This window comes from Nocardia sp. NRRL WC-3656 (genome assembly GCF_000720265.1).
Classification (GTDB): domain Bacteria; phylum Actinomycetota; class Actinomycetes; order Mycobacteriales; family Mycobacteriaceae; genus Nocardia; species Nocardia nova.
Genome location: NZ_JOJF01000003.1, coordinates 128446 through 142732, shown reverse-complemented (window position 1 = coordinate 142732; position 14287 = coordinate 128446). Strand labels below are relative to the sequence as shown.

Below are 14287 nucleotides of genomic sequence, written 5' to 3'. Positions count from 1 at the left end.
AGCTCACACCCAGCCTCGGTCCGCATGCTGGCCTTTCAGAGAGGGCCGACGCGCGTCGGCACAGCACCGAACGAGCAGGTGACCGATATGGGAACGTCACATCCGAACCGCCGCGTGGGCCGGACAGCGACCGGGGTACTCCTGGCCGTCGGCGCCGTCGGCACCACGACGGCGGCGGTCGTCGCATACGCCGACAACCAGTCCGCCGCGACCACCAGCATCACCGACAACACCGGCAGCACGATCACCGGCAGCGCGAGCACCGATCAGTCCTCCGGAACCGCGGGCACCGTGCCCCAGCTGAGCCCCGGCCACGGCACCGCGCACGCGCGTTCGAGCGGCTCATGACCTCGACACACGCGGCGGAGACCGCCGCAGCCGAATGGGAGCTGTGGAGCACCACCGCTCGCCTCGTCGTCACCGATCCGGCCGCGCTGGCCGGCGCGCGCCGCCTCGTCGACGCCCACCTGGATCGAGTCGACAACGCCTGCAACCGTTTTCGCGCCGACTCCGAAATCGGCATGCTGACGCCCGGCCGCCCGGTCACCGTCAGCGCGGTGTTCGACGAATATCTCGACGCGGCCCTGACCGTCGCTCGCGACACCGACGGCGACGTCGATCCGACGGTCGGCGCCGACCTCGACAACCTCGGCTACGACCGCGATTTCACGCAGATCACCGCCGGGCCGGCGGTCGTCCCGCTGAGCGTCACCCGGCGACCCGACTGGTCGCAGGTGATCCGGTCGCCGCGGTCGGTGACGCTGCCCGCCGGCATGCGGCTCGACTTCGGTGCGACGGCGAAGGCCCTGGCCGCCGACCGGTGTGCGCGCACGGTCGCCGAGGAACTCGACTGCGGCGTGCTGGTGAGCCTGGGCGGCGACATCGCCACCGCCGGGCCCGCTCCCGACGGGCACTGGCAGGTGCTCGTCCAGGACGATGCGACCCAGCCCGCCGCCCTCGTCCGACTGCCCGCGGGTGCGGCGATCGCCACCTCGAGTACGGTGCGGCGGCGCTGGATTCGCGGGGGACGGCCGCTGCACCACATCCTCGATCCCCGCACCGGGTGTGCCGCGGAGCCGGTCTGGCGCACGGTGTCGGTGGCCGCCGACTCCTGCCTCGCGGCCAATGCGGCCGCCACCGCCGCGGTCGTGCGCGGGCGCGCGGCACTGCCGTGGCTGCGTTCCGCGGGGCTGCCGGCCCGGCTGGTGGACCGGCACGGGCGAGTCGTCACTCTCGGCGGCTGGCCCGACGAGCCGGAAGGAATTCGATGAACACCTCCGCGTTCGACCAGGCATTGTGGGCGTTCGGCCGGGCCGGCGGGATCACGGCACTGATTCTGCTGACCGTCGCGGCCGTCGCCGGGATCGCCGCGCGCTCCGGGCGGGCCGTCCTGCTCCCCCGCGCCGGCCTCGCCGAATTCCACCGCGGCGCGGCACTGTCGGCGACGGCATTCGTCGCCCTGCACGTGCTGGCGATGCTCCTCGATCCGTACGCCCAGTTGCGGCTGCTGACCGTGGTGGTGCCGTTCACCGGCGGCTATCGGCCGCTGTGGGTGGGTTTCGGCACCCTGGCCGTCGACCTGCTGGCCGTGGTGGTGATCACCGCGCTGCTGCGACATCGGCTGGGCCCCACCGTCTTCCGCCTAGTGCACTGGTCGGTGTACGCACTGTGGCCGGTGGCCCTGATCCACACGCTCGGATCGGGAAGTGACATCGACCGGATCTGGATGCTCGCCCTCGTCGGCGCGTGCGTTCTCGCCGTCGCCACCGCCGGCGTCTGGCGGTTCAGCCGCGGTTTCACCGAATTCACCACAGTCCCCGAAAGGAGCCGGCGATGACGGCGACACTGACCGGAAATCCCGCGACTCCACCCGCCCCGGCCGGCACCGACCGGCTGCTGGCGGCCGGCGATTCCAGCCTTTCCGCGCATGTGGCGTGTTACGGCCCCGCCCGTGCGGTCGGCAGCGAGTTCATCGACGTGGTGGCGGCTGCCGGTCTCACCGGTCGCGGGGGCGCGGGCTTCCCGGTGGCGCGCAAACTCGCGGCGGTGGCCGACGGCCGGGGCGCCGTCGTGGTCGCCAACGGCGCCGAGGGCGAGCCGGCCGGCGACAAGGACGCGGTATTGCTCTGGCGCGCACCGCATCTGGTGCTCGACGGACTGTCCGTGGCGGCCGCCGCCGTGGGAGCGCGGCGATGCCACCTGTACGCACCGGAGCGGGTGCTCGACCCGATTCGGCACGCCCTCGCCGAGCGGCAGTCCACCGGCTACGACACGCGGCGCGTGGATCTCACCCCGGCCGCCGACGGCTTCCTGGCCGGGGAGAAGAGCGCGGTTCTGGAGCGGCTGGCCGGTCGCGCACCGATACCGAGGGACAAGCCGGTGAGCACCTCTCGATCCGGGCTGAACGGCCGCCCGACGCTGGTGCAGAACGTGGAGACGCTCGCGCATCTGGCACTGCTGGCCCGATTCGGCCCGGCCTGGTTCCGTGCTGCCGGAACCCCCGACGAACCCGGCACCATGCTGGTCACCCTGTCCGGCACCACCGCATCCGGCGTTGTGGAGATCCCGCTCGGCATCGGCCTGATCGAATTGATCCAGCGGTTCGGGCGCACCGATCCGGCCCAGGTCCAGGCGGTCCTGATCGGCGGGTACCACGGCACCTGGCTGCCGGGCAGCGCACTGGCCGGCGCGGCGATGTCCCGCAACGCCCTGCGCCACCGGCACGCATCGCCCGGCGCCGGCGTCGTGCGCGTACTCCGACACGACGAATGCGGGCTGCGGGTCACCGCCGACATCATCGCGTACCTCGCCGCCCAGAGCGCCGGACAGTGCGGGCCGTGCCGGAACGGATTACCGCAGCTGGCCCGCACCGTCGGCGATCTGGCGGCCCGCGGCCGCACCCGGCCCCGGGAGGTCGCCCGCATCGCCGATCTGGTCGACGGTCGCGGCGCCTGCCACCACCCCGACGGGACCGCGCGCCTGGCACGTTCGGCCCTGGCCGTCTTCGCCGAGGAAATCGACCGCCACCGGCACGGTTCCTGCCGTGCCCGTTCCCGGGGAGCCGCGCTGTGACCGCACCCGATCGCCCCACCTGGCGCCTGCACATCGACTGGACCCGCTGCGACGGCCGCGGCCTGTGCAGCGAACTGCTGCCCCATGCCATCGCCCGCGACGACTGGGGCTTTCCGCTCACCCGCGACCACCGCGATCCGGTCCTCGACAGCGGTTCGGCCGCCGCGGCCCGCGACGCGGTGAGCCTGTGCCCGCGCCTGGCCCTGTCGCTGCGGCGGATCGGGTGAGCTGCGGCGGATCCGATGACCCGGGTTGAAGACGACCATCCCGGGTAAGGGCTCGGTATGGAATTACTGGTGATCGCCGGTTTGGTCGTCCTGGTCGCGGCGGTGGTGCTGTACCGCACGATCCACAATCACCGGTCGGGTCCGACGGAGCCGCCGGACAAAGAGGGCAACCTGCGGTGACGAGGCGCGCGGAACGACAGGAGGCTGGTTCGGTGACATCTCTGTGGCTCGATCGAACGCCCGTCTCGGTCCCGGTGACTCCGGATCCCGGCGGGGAGTACGACGTTGTGGTCGTCGGCGCCGGGCTCACCGGTCTGGTGACCGCGTTGCTCTTCGCGCGCGCCGGGCGCACGGTCGCGGTCCTCGAGGGCCGCACGATCGGCGCGGCCGCGACCGGCAACACCACCGGCAAGCTCAGCTTGCTGCAGGGCACCCACCTCTCGGCGATCACCGCGAAGCATTCGACGGCCACAGTGCGCAAATACGTCGACGCGAATCTGGAGGGCCAGCAATGGCTGCTGCGGTTCTGCGCCGAGAACGATATCGCCACCCAGCGTGCCGACGCGATCACCTACGCCGGTACCGAAGCCGGAACCGACTCGGTGCGCAAGGAATTTCGCGCCTGTGAGCGGGCCGGTCTCGACGTCGCGTGGTCCGACGACACCGCCCTGCCGTTCCCCACCTACGGCGCCGTGCGACTGGCGGACCAGGCGCAGTTCGATCCGATGGACGTCCTCGAGGGACTGACCCTGCAGGCCTGCCGGCACGGTGCGACGATCTTCGAACACACCCGCGTGCACGCCGTCCACGGCGATACGGTGTCGACCGACCGCGGCGATATCCGCGCCGGAACCGTCGTGCTGGCCACGGGCACACCGATTCTCGATCGCGGCGGGTACTTCGCGCGACTGGAGCCGCACCGCTCCTACGCGGCCGCGTTCCGGGTGCCCGGCGTATTCCCGCACGACATGTACCTGTCCGCCGACCAGCCCACGCGGTCGCTGCGGTACGCCCCGCACGACGGGGAGGATCTGCTGCTCGTCGGCGGCAGCGGGCACGTCGTCGGCCGCACCCGCTCGGAGAAGGCGCACGTCGCCGACATGTACAACTGGACGCGCACCCACTTCCCCGACGCCGAGCTGACCCACCGCTGGTCGGCCCAGGACTACTCGGCCATCGACGAACTGCCCTACGCCGGACCGCTGCTGCCCGGCAGCGATCACATCCTCGTCGCCAGCGGCTACGCGAAATGGGGAATGACCAATGCGGTGGCGGCGGGCCTCGCGCTGGCCGGCACCGTGCTCGGCGGCCATCAGCCGTGGGCGCAGGCGTATCGCACCTGGCGCGGCAGCGAAGTGACCGGGCTGGTGAAGGCCGCGTCGATGAATCTCCAAGTCGCACGGCATCTGACGACCGGCTGGCTCAGCGCGGCCTTCGGCGGTGGCGGCACCCCCGCCGAGGGCGAGGGCAGGGTGGAGCGCCGCGGAATCCGGCCTGCCGGAGTCTGCACCGTCGACGGCACCACTTCGGCCGTCTCACCGATCTGCCCGCACCTGCACGGCATCCTCAACTGGAACGACGCCGAGCGTTCGTGGGATTGCCCGCTGCACGGCTCGCGATTCACCCACGACGGAAAACTGCTGGAGGGACCGGCAACTCGCGATCTCGAACAGCTGTGACGGTCCGCTTACAGCGGACCTTTCACTGGCCTAGGGCGTCACGATGGCGAAGTCGGGGTCGGGCGCGTCGAGATATCCGACCAGTTCGATCAGCTTCGACACGTCGCCCTCGACGGTGACCGCGCCGTCGGCGATCAGCTGCCGCATATCCTTCGCACCGAGCAGGGCCGCGTGCAGATCGGCGTCGGACAGGGTGAATGTGGCGTCCGGGGCGGGCATATCCGTGTTCGCGTCGAAGTGGACGAGGACGCCGTTGCGCAGCTGGGTGCGGTGCACGAGATTCCGGTCGGAGACGTTCCAGTCGATGGTGATGGCGGCCGACCAGGCCTTGGGACCGTCGATCCGCAGCGCGATGGCGTCGAAAAGCTGTTCCACCGTGAGCGCGGCCGCGATGTCGGGTGCGTCCGAGGCGGTCGGTGTACCGACCGATCCGTGGCGCAATTCGTAGGCGCCCATCAGGAAGAAGTTGCGCCAGGTACCGTTCTCCGCGCCGTAGCCGAGTTGTTCGAACGTGTCGGCCTGCAGCTCCCGCGCCTCGCGGTTGTCCGGTTCGGCGAAGATCACGTAGTTCAGAACCTGTGCGACCCAACGGAAATCGCCGGCGGCGAACGAGTCGCGCGCCTTGTTCAGCACCTGCTCGGCACCGCCCATGTAGTCGACGTGCCGCTTCGCCGATTCGGTCGGCGGATGCTCCCACAGGGTGGCCGGATTACCTTCGAACCATCCCATGTAGCGCTGGTATATCGCCTTCACGTTGTGGCTGACCGAACCGTAGTATCCGCGCGCATGCCAGGCCGCGGCGACGGCCGGGGGCAATTCGATGGTTTCGGCGATTTCGATACCGATGGCGCCCTTGTTCAGTGCGCGCAATGTCTGGTCGTGCAGATATCCGTACAGATCACGTTGCAGCGCAAGGAATTCCGTGAGGTTTTCGGTGCCCCAGGTCGGCCAGTGGTGCGAGGCGAACAGCACATCCGCCCGCGCGGCATAGCGATTGATCGACTCGGTCAGATATTTCGACCACACATGCGGATCGCGCACCAGAGCTCCGCGCAACGTCAGCAGATTGTGCAAGGTGTGCGTCGCGTTCTCCGCCATACACAGCGCACGCCGGTCGGGAAAATAGAAATTCATCTCCGACGGCGCCTCGGTGCCCGGAGTCATCTGGAACTCGATGCGCACACCGTCGACGACCTCGGTCTGCCCGGTGTGGGTGATGTCGATCGTGGGTGTGATCAGGGTCGGGGTTCCGGTCGAGGTCGTCGGCCCCAAGCCGGCGCCGACCGCGCCCTTCGGGCCGCGCGCCAGGGCCGCGCCGTACATATAGGCGGCGCGCCGGCCCATGGCGGTGCCGGCGTAGACGTTCTCCTCGACCGCATGTTCCACGAATCCCGCCGGCGCCAGAATCGGGCAGCGGCCCGCCGCGACGTCCTCCGCCGTGGTCACGCCTTTGACGCCGCCGAAGTGATCGATATGCGAATGCGAATAGATCACCCCCGTCACCGGCCGGTCGCCGCGATGAGTGCGATAGAGCGCGAGTCCCGCGGCGGCGGTTTCCAGCGAGATCAGCGGATCGATCACGATGACACCGGTATCGCCCTCGACCACGGTCATATTCGACAGATCGAGCCCGCGAATCTGATAGATCCCCTCGGTCACCTCGAACAAACCCTGAATGGCACACAATTTCGACTGCCGCCACAGGCTGGGATGCACGGTGGGCGGGCATTCCGCGTCGAGAAAGGAGTATCCGTCGCTGTCCCACACCACATCGCCCGCCGCATTCTCGATCACTCCGGGTTCCAGCGCCGCGATGAACCCGCGCCGCGCATCCGCGAAATCCTGATCGTCCCCGAAGGGCAGCGCCCGTGTCGCCTCCTCGTTCTGTGTCCGCACACTGCCGGAAACGTCGCCCTGGCCGCTCATGGCACGCACCCCAATCTGCACGAAGGCTGTGGTTGTGTCGACTCGCCTGCGACCCTCCCAGCGGCGTCGAGAAATCACCTCACCCGAGACGGGTGAGCATGACTGCCGTGGCCGCATCGCCCGATGCACGCACCGGTCCGAGCGGAGATCACCTCCTACGGGTGAAGCCCGCACGCCTCGCACGCGAGATCATCGGCTCGACGGCATGCGGCGCTGCCGCCTCGGCAATCGTGTCACCGACGAGTACCAGGAGGACGCTATGGATCGGGCCGCGAAACCTTCCCTGCTGTCACGCATTTCGGCGCGGCAGTGGGTGGCGATCGTGCTGGCGGTGCTGACCGTCATCTTCGTCGCGCAGAACCATCATCGCGTCGACATCAACATCCTCACCGTCACCATCCGGTCGCCGATGTGGCTGGTCCTGCTGATCATGTTCCTCGTCGGCTGGGTCGCGGGCCTGCTCACCCGGCGCAGCCGGCGCTGACCGGTCAGAGCCCGCCGATTCCCTTTCCCAGGACGACGGCACCCATCACCAGCAGCACGATCGCCATCACGACGTGGTTGTCGGCCTGCAACCATCGCCGGGCGCTGTCGAGCGGTTCCCGCAGCCGATCGGCGGCGACCAGATATCCGATCACCACCGCCAGCACACTGGCCGCCGCGATCACGGTGAACACCACCACCGCGATCACCTGCCGGCCGCCGCCGATCCCACTCGTGCCGATGGCCACCCCGGCCGAGATGCACAACAGCAGATTCTTCGGATTCGCCGCCGAGAGCATCGCGCCCAGACCGACCGCGCCCATCGCGCTCAACGTGTCGATCGCACGCATCCACCCGGGAACGTCGGTTTCCGAGCGAGACCGCCACTGCATCGCGGCCAGACCCAGCAGCACGATGCCCAGCACGATCTTGATCCACGCGGTCACCGTCGACGGATGCTCGTCCTCCGAATCCGACAGCGTTCCCGACAACAACACGAAGATCGTGGTGACGACGACGATCCCGAGGAGCCAGCCGATCGCGAAGCCGGTCCCGGCCCGCGCGGCATTCGCCGAGAGAATGATCAGGATGGCGGCCACGATCGGGATCGGCGAGATCGCGACACCGACCGCCAGGGGCAGCAGATCGCCGATGACAGCGCCCATCTGCGCATCACATCTGCGGGCGCCAGGTCGCGACGGCCCAGATGACGACGATGTCGAGGGCGATCACGGTCAGCGACCACCACGGATACCAGGGCAACCACAGGAAATTCGCGATGATCGACAGGGCCGCGATGCCGATCGCCGCACCGCGGCCCCACGCGGTTCCGGTCATCAGGCCCAGCGCACACACCACGAGCACGATCCCGAGTCCGATGTGGACCCAGCCCCACGTGGTGAGGTCGACCTTGTAGACGTAATCGGGCCCGGCCACGAACAGGGTGTCGTCGGCCACGGCCGAAATCCCTTGCAGGATCGACAGAATGCCGACCGTGACGAGCAGGATCGCGGCGCCGATCGAGGTCCCGGCGGCGAAGCCCTGCCGCACGGGGTGGCTGTGGGCCGGCGCCCGGTGCTGCGACGAGGTTGTCATCTCCGACTCCTTCCGAGCAGGGTTGGCGATGACTGTCGCGCAGGTGAACCCGGCTCACCTCACCCGAATCGGATGAAGTGCGAGCTACTTCCCGGTGGCGACCGCGCCGCCGTCGTTCTTGTGCCGACCGGCGAGATGGTCGATACCGAGCTTCTCGGCGAACAGATGGCGCTGCACGATCCAGCCCGCCGCCGAGAGCGCGATCCAGGCCAGCGCCGAGAAGATCTGCTCCCAGGTGGAAGCCGGCGCCCGCAGGAACGACAGATGATCGTTCGTGCGACCGATCCCGCTCAGCACCATGCTCGCGCCGCCGATCGAGGTCAGCCACAGCAGTGCCCGGGCCCGGAATCGGTCGGCGAGGAAACCGCCGGCCACGCCGACCGCCAGGATCACGATCATGCTCAGCGCCCAGTTCTTGTCTCCCGGTTGCAGCACCGACGCCAATTTGGCGCCGACCATCGCGCCGGTCAGCCCGCCGATGACATACGACGCGAAACGGAAGACCAGCGAGGTCACCACCCACGAGGAGAGCGCGCCGATCGCTCCGAACAGCAGCAACCACAAAAACGACGGATTGAACAGATCCGCGACCAGCCACCCGATGCCGAATCCGATCGCCAGGATCCCCAGGTGCACCGATCTGATGCCGTAGAAGCAGAGCAGAGCTCCGACGAGCGCAACCACGATGCCGTTCATCACGACCCCTTTCGACCGTGAACCGCGTGCGCGACGATGCCGCAGCTTCACAGTAACCGCCCAGTTACCGGCGAGCACGGGGAACGTGCGAGGGAATTCCGGCACCCGCGGGCTCGCTGCCGGGCCTCGTGCCGCTACAGCATGCGCTCCCGGCCGTAGGTCGCGAATTCGGCCTCCCACGCCTGCTTGTCCGCCGGCGTCATGCGGTCGTACGCGGGTTCGCCGCGGCCGATCCAGCGATAGACGGCATCGTCGGTGCGCCACGCCTGCTCCTGCAGTCGGCGCTTGAGAACCTTGTTGGACCCGGTGACCGGCAAATTCGCCGAAACTCGAAGCAGTCGCGGGGTGCCCTTCGTGCCGAGATCCCTTTGCGCGGTAAGGAATTCGGCGAATTCGCGCACATCGAACGAATCCGGGTCGGCGACCTCCACGGCCGCCATGACCTGGTCACCGGATCGCGGGTCGGGCACGCCGAACACGGCCGCGGCGACGATCGCGGGATGGCGGCGCAGGACCTGTTCGATCATCAGGGCGGAGGTGTTCTCACCGTCGACGCGAATCCAATCACCCTTGCGGCCCGCGAAATACAGGAATCCCTCGGTATCGATGTAGCCGAGATCTCCGGTCCAGTACCAGCCGTTGCGAATGCGTTCGGCATCGGCGGCATCGTTCTTGTAATAGCCCTCGAAGGCCAACGCGCCGGCTTTGTCGATCATCTCGCCGATCGCCTCGTCGGGATTGCGGACCCGGCCGTATTCGTCGAGTTCCGCACGCACACATTCGCGCAGCGTATCCGGATTCACCACCGCGACGCCGGCATGCGCGGGACGGCCGAGGGCGGCGGGCGGGGCATTCGGGTCCAGCGCCGCCAAAGTCGCGCCCTCACTGGAACCGTAGCCCTCGAACAATTCGGCGCCGAACCGGCGCCGGAATTCGGCCTGATCGGCCACCGACGCCTCGGTGCCGAAACCGCGCACCAGACTGTTGTCGCCGTCCTGCGGTGTTTCGGGGGTGACGAGCAGATATCCGAGCGCCTTGCCGACGTAGGTGAAGAAGGTCGCGCCGAAATATCGAACGTCCGGAAGGAATTGGGAGGCAGAGAATTTCGGTGTGAGACATACCGTCGCGCCGACCGTCAGCGCGGGCGCCCACAACGCCATGATGGCATTGCCGTGGAACAGCGGCATACAGCAGTAGTCGACATCGTCGCGCACGTGACCGAATTTGTCCCGCGCCGCGTACGCGATCATGGCCAGGCGGCGCTGACTGCATTTCACCGCTTTCGAGGTTCCGGTGGTGCCGGAGGTGAACAGCAACAGCATCAGCGCGTCCGGGCCGCCCGCGGCCGCCGGTTCGACGCGATGGGCGTCGACGAGCGCGGCATAACCGGGTTCGTCGACCTGCAGATACCGGTCGCCGGGAAGGTCGAGATCCAGTTCGCGCAGTCGCGTCATCCCGGCCGCGTCGGTGACGATCAACTGGCAATCGACGTATCGGATATCCGAGGCCAGCTGAGCGTCTCCGCGGGTGGGATTCAGGCCGGCGACCGTGGCGCCCGCCAAGGCCGCCGCACCCAGCCAGAACACGAAGTCGGGAACATTGTCCAGCAGCACCCCGATATGGAAGGGCCCGTCGCGGCGCAGGGAGCGCGCCAGTTCCGCACGGGCGGCCGATTCCCGGACCACCGCGTCCCAGGTCCAATCCCGATCACGGGTGCGCAGTCCGAGCCGCTCGTCTCCGAGCCGGTCGAGCAGCATGGTCGCGATATCCGTGCGGCGCACGTCCGCGGTCGCATGGGAGAGTTCAGTCATTTCCGTATCGCCTTCCATCAGCCGAGTCTGGCCGTTTCACGCCTTCGAGTGCACGAGTTCGATGTATTCGCCCGGCAATTCGCCGAAACTCGGTTTGCGAATCTCGACCGGACTTGAGTGATACGAGTCCTCACCGACGATCCGTCCTTCCGCGTCGACGGGCCACAGCAGCAGCTTGGTAGGCCGGTTCGGGCACCAGCGTCCGCATGAGACCGTCCAGATCCAGCGTCGCTTCGGCCTTCATATGTTCGATGACGATCTCGAGGACCTGCCGGTGCCGTTCGTTCGTGGTGGTGGCGAGCCGCTCTTCCAGCGGAGCCCAGGTGCGATTCGGATCGATGACTGCCATGTCGAAACTCCTTCTGTCGCTGCCGAGCATGGCCGAACCGAGTGATCCGGATCACCCGCCGCCCGTCGCCGGATGGGCCGCATTCATCCGACACGCGTCGGATCGGGGCGCCCGGCCGCTTCCGGATCCGCGGCGAGTTCGGCCGAGGACAGGGCGATGCGTCGCACCATCAGCGCCAGCGTGGCCATGAAGCGGTCGAGCGCCTCGTCGACATCCCAACCCATCACCGCCTCGACCTGCGCGATGCGCGCGGCCACGGTGCTGTGATGCAGGTGCAGTTCCGCGGCGGTGCGGCGCAGCGATCCGAAGACACAGAACGCCTCGAGCGTGTCGACGGCGAGCGCACCGGCCTCGGTGGCGGCGAACTCGTTGACCCGCAACACATCCGAGATGCCCAGCAGTCGCTGCACCGGAAGCTCACCGAGCAGGGCCAGCGACCCGAGGCGTTCGTACGCGACCACCCGGCGCCCGTGCCAGGTCGAGGAGGCGAAACGCAACGCCCGCCGCGCCTGCTCCCACGACGTGGCGGCCGCGTAGGCCGGCAACCGCTCCCCCATCCCCACCCACGGCCCGCACGCGCCCCGGCGCGACGCCGGAAATTCCTGCACCACAGCCGAATTCAGCACATCCGACAGCTCCCGGCAGCCTTCCCGGTCCTGGATCAGCACCGCGGTGGTCGCGCCGATCGGCGCCGAACGCACCAGCCGCACCCGGGCGCCGATGATCCGGACCGCTTCCACCGCACCGGGTCCCGACACGGCGAGCACCCGCATCGGCTGCGCCGGGTCGATGCCGAGCAGGCGCATGGCCCGCACGCGATCCTCGCGCCGCTGCTTCTCCGACAACACCACCTCCAGCAGCGCGGGATCGTCCAGACCCGTCGGCTCCGCCACCGAACCGCGCACCGCCACCACCCGCAGACAGTGCCGCAGCCGATCCACCAGGACCGCGTCGAGGGCGTGCGGGGCGCCGGCCCGCTCCAGCCACACCGCCGGCTCGCCGGTCACCTCCGGCGGCGGCATCACCTCCGGCGGCGGCATCACCGCCGGCAGCGGACGCCCCGCCGCGTCGTAGCGAATCACGGTCCCGGCCGGCCACCTCGCCCCCGCCGGGCATTCGGCCAGTAGCGCCGCGGCGCGGACCACCGCATCCGCGTTGGCGTCGGATTCGTCGAAACCGTCGAAGTATCGGATCAGCCGCAGCACGGCGTCCGGGTCCGCACCGAGTTCGCGCAGTCTCGGCGCTTCGGCACCCGGCTCGTCCATTCGCCCACCTCCACTCCGGCGAGTCCTCCGCTCAGAATGGCAAGAGTGTGGCGGCTCGCCGGCTCCTTCCGGCGAATCCTCCCGCTGGGTGGGCCTCAGGCGATGGCGCCATTGGCGAAAAGGACCTGGCCGTTGATCCAGCGGCCGGGGCCAGCGAGGAAGGCGACCGCTTCGGCGATGTCCTCCGGAGTGCCGAGTCGTTCCAGCGGAGACTGCGCGGCGAGGCGGTCGACGGCCTGCTGATCCTTTCCGTCGAGGAACAGGGGCGTGGCGGTGGGGCCCGGGGCGACCGCGTTCACGGTGATGTCGCGGCCTCGCAGTTCGCGGGCCAGGATCAGGGTCATCGCCTCGACCGCCCCCTTGCTCGCGGCGTAGGCGGCGTACCCGGGAGGCGCCAGGCGGGTCACCGAGGTGGAGAAGGTGATGACGGCGCCGCCCGCGCGCACGCGCCGCGCGGCCTGCTGGGCGACCACGAAGGTGCCGCGAATGTTGATGCGGTGCATGCGATCCAGGGCGTCGAGATCGAAGTCGGCGACCGGCCCCAGCGTCATGATCCCGGCCGTGTCGACGACCACATCGATCCCGCCGAAGGCGGCCTCGACGGCGTCGAACGCGGCAGCCATCGCGTGTTCGTCGGCCACGTCGCCGCCCACCGCGAGGGCTCGGCCACCGCGCCCTTCGAGTTCGGCCACGAGTTCGTCGGCCGCGACCTTGTTGCCGGCGTAGTGCACGCCGACGGCCATCCCGTCGGCGGCGAGGCGCCGGGCGACGGCGCGACCGATGCCGCCCGAGGCGCCCGTCACCAGTGCGACGCGCGTGTGTTCTGCCATGATGCCTCCTCGAAACTTATGAACTCAGCGTCCATATAATCAAATTGTGGACGCTGCGTCCATATGTCACGCTGAGAACATTCGGAAAAGGAGGGTGAGGATGCCGGAACTGGACAACGTGGCACGCCCGCGACGAGGCCGTGGCCGCCGTCCGGCCGCCGAGGTGCGCGCCGAGGCGCTCGACGCCGCCGGCGCGCTGCTGCTCGAGTCGGGGATGGGCGCGTTCACCATCGAGGCGGTCGCGGAGAAGGCCGGCGTCAGCAAGACGACGCTGTACAAGTGGTGGCCGTCGAAGGGCGCGCTCGCACTCGACGGATACTTCCACGCCGTCGAATCCGCCCTGACCTTTCCCGACACCGGCGATATCGAGGCCGATCTGACCGCGCAGCTCCGCTCGTTCGTCCACGTCCTCACGCGCACCCGCGCCGGGCGGGTGATCGCCGAACTCATCGGCCTGGCCCAAACCGATCCGGACCTGTCCGCCGCGCTGCTCGAACGCTATTCCGGACCGCGCCGCCGGCTGGCCGTGGAGGCCATGCGCCGCGCACAGGAGCGCGGGCAACTGCGTGCCGATGTCGACCCGGAGATCCTCGTGGACCAGCTGTGGGGCGCCTGCTACCACCGCCTGCTGCTGCCGAACCTGCCACTCGGCGAGCACTTCGCCACCACCCTGGTCGCCAACGTCCTGCACGGCACGGCTACGTCGGCCGACGGCCGAAAACCCGTCCGCGAGCCATGAATACACTCACCACGTCCGCGAGCCGATCGATCGATGGGAGTGCCGTGCCGTTCCCCCTGCCCGAGCCGTATGCGCACGGGACGCCCCCAGTCGGCGACGAGCACGACGATCTTCT

Annotated in this window: 16 protein-coding genes and 1 pseudogene; 9 read left to right on the top strand and 8 right to left on the bottom strand. The window is 69.1% G+C overall.

The annotated features are described in order from the left end of the window. Positions 1-87: 87 nt before the first annotated feature. Genes IG65_RS0105785 through IG65_RS0105755 form a run of 7 tightly spaced genes read left to right on the top strand, consistent with a single transcriptional unit; the run spans position 88 to position 4978 of the window. On the top strand, positions 88-348 hold the full coding sequence (locus tag IG65_RS0105785) for a hypothetical protein (protein ID WP_156055503.1): 261 nt from the start codon (positions 88-90) through the stop codon (positions 346-348). Continuing rightward, positions 345-1271 (top strand): FAD:protein FMN transferase, encoded by a 927-nt coding sequence (locus tag IG65_RS0105780; RefSeq protein WP_036523436.1) that lies wholly within the window; start codon positions 345-347, stop codon positions 1269-1271. Before IG65_RS0105785 ends, IG65_RS0105780 begins: the two co-directional genes overlap by 4 nt. Continuing rightward, complete coding sequence (locus tag IG65_RS0105775) at positions 1268-1837, top strand: ferric reductase-like transmembrane domain-containing protein (RefSeq protein WP_030513779.1); 570 nt, start codon at positions 1268-1270, stop codon at positions 1835-1837. Before IG65_RS0105780 ends, IG65_RS0105775 begins: the two co-directional genes overlap by 4 nt. Further along, complete coding sequence (locus IG65_RS0105770; protein ID WP_051755423.1) at positions 1834-3072, top strand: NADH-ubiquinone oxidoreductase-F iron-sulfur binding region domain-containing protein; 1239 nt, start codon at positions 1834-1836, stop codon at positions 3070-3072. Before IG65_RS0105775 ends, IG65_RS0105770 begins: the two co-directional genes overlap by 4 nt. Beyond that, positions 3069-3299: a ferredoxin gene (locus IG65_RS0105765; protein ID WP_030513777.1), complete on the top strand. Its 231-nt coding sequence runs from the start codon at positions 3069-3071 to the stop codon at positions 3297-3299. The genes IG65_RS0105770 and IG65_RS0105765 overlap by 4 nt, the downstream gene beginning before the upstream one ends. Positions 3300-3356: 57 nt before the next feature. Next, positions 3357-3479, top strand: coding sequence for a hypothetical protein (locus IG65_RS39545; RefSeq protein WP_255359447.1), 123 nt, complete (start codon positions 3357-3359; stop codon positions 3477-3479). A gap of 32 nt (positions 3480-3511) precedes the next feature. Continuing rightward, positions 3512-4978 carry an FAD-dependent oxidoreductase gene (locus tag IG65_RS0105755; RefSeq protein ID WP_036523433.1) on the top strand — a complete coding sequence of 489 codons (1467 nt, stop codon included), beginning with the start codon at positions 3512-3514 and terminating at the stop codon, positions 4976-4978. Positions 4979-5008: 30 nt separating this feature from the next. Here IG65_RS0105755 and IG65_RS0105750 read toward each other — a convergent pair whose 3' ends face one another. Further along, the gene (locus IG65_RS0105750; RefSeq protein ID WP_030513775.1) at positions 5009-6904 is read right to left on the bottom strand and encodes an alkyl/aryl-sulfatase; all 1896 of its coding nucleotides are present in this window, start codon (positions 6902-6904) and stop codon (positions 5009-5011) included. 259 nt (positions 6905-7163) lie between these two features. Between IG65_RS0105750 and IG65_RS0105745 the strand changes: the two genes are divergently transcribed. After that, positions 7164-7388 (top strand): lipopolysaccharide assembly protein LapA domain-containing protein, encoded by a 225-nt coding sequence (locus IG65_RS0105745; RefSeq protein WP_030513774.1) that lies wholly within the window; start codon positions 7164-7166, stop codon positions 7386-7388. A gap of 4 nt (positions 7389-7392) precedes the next feature. On the opposite strand, the gene IG65_RS0105740 is transcribed toward IG65_RS0105745, so the two are convergent. The 7 genes and pseudogenes from IG65_RS0105740 to IG65_RS0105710 all read right to left on the bottom strand — a co-directional run bounded on the left by IG65_RS0105740 (position 7393) and on the right by IG65_RS0105710 (position 13433). After that, entirely contained in the window at positions 7393-8052 is a 660-nt protein-coding gene (locus IG65_RS0105740; RefSeq protein WP_030513773.1) for a GAP family protein, read from the bottom strand. A 7-nt stretch (positions 8053-8059) separates the two neighbouring features. After that, positions 8060-8482 carry a hypothetical protein gene (locus tag IG65_RS0105735; protein ID WP_030513772.1) on the bottom strand — a complete coding sequence of 141 codons (423 nt, stop codon included), beginning with the start codon at positions 8480-8482 and terminating at the stop codon, positions 8060-8062. Positions 8483-8566: 84 nt separating this feature from the next. Next, complete coding sequence (locus tag IG65_RS0105730; RefSeq protein WP_051755422.1) at positions 8567-9178, bottom strand: hypothetical protein; 612 nt, start codon at positions 9176-9178, stop codon at positions 8567-8569. Between the two features lie 134 nt (positions 9179-9312). After that, on the bottom strand, positions 9313-10989 hold the full coding sequence (locus IG65_RS0105725; RefSeq protein WP_051755485.1) for an AMP-binding protein: 1677 nt from the start codon (positions 10987-10989) through the stop codon (positions 9313-9315). Between the two features lie 36 nt (positions 10990-11025). Further along, a pseudogene (locus tag IG65_RS0105720) lies at positions 11026-11338 on the bottom strand (hypothetical protein). Between the two features lie 83 nt (positions 11339-11421). Continuing rightward, a complete protein-coding gene (locus tag IG65_RS0105715; protein ID WP_030513768.1) occupies positions 11422-12603 on the bottom strand; it encodes a CdaR family transcriptional regulator in 1182 nt (393 codons plus the stop codon). A gap of 95 nt (positions 12604-12698) precedes the next feature. Beyond that, the gene (locus tag IG65_RS0105710; protein ID WP_030513767.1) at positions 12699-13433 is read right to left on the bottom strand and encodes an SDR family oxidoreductase; all 735 of its coding nucleotides are present in this window, start codon (positions 13431-13433) and stop codon (positions 12699-12701) included. Between the two features lie 163 nt (positions 13434-13596). Between IG65_RS0105710 and IG65_RS0105705 the strand changes: the two genes are divergently transcribed. Then, a complete protein-coding gene (locus IG65_RS0105705) occupies positions 13597-14172 on the top strand; it encodes a TetR/AcrR family transcriptional regulator (RefSeq protein ID WP_231509077.1) in 576 nt (191 codons plus the stop codon). Positions 14173-14287 lie beyond the last annotated feature (115 nt).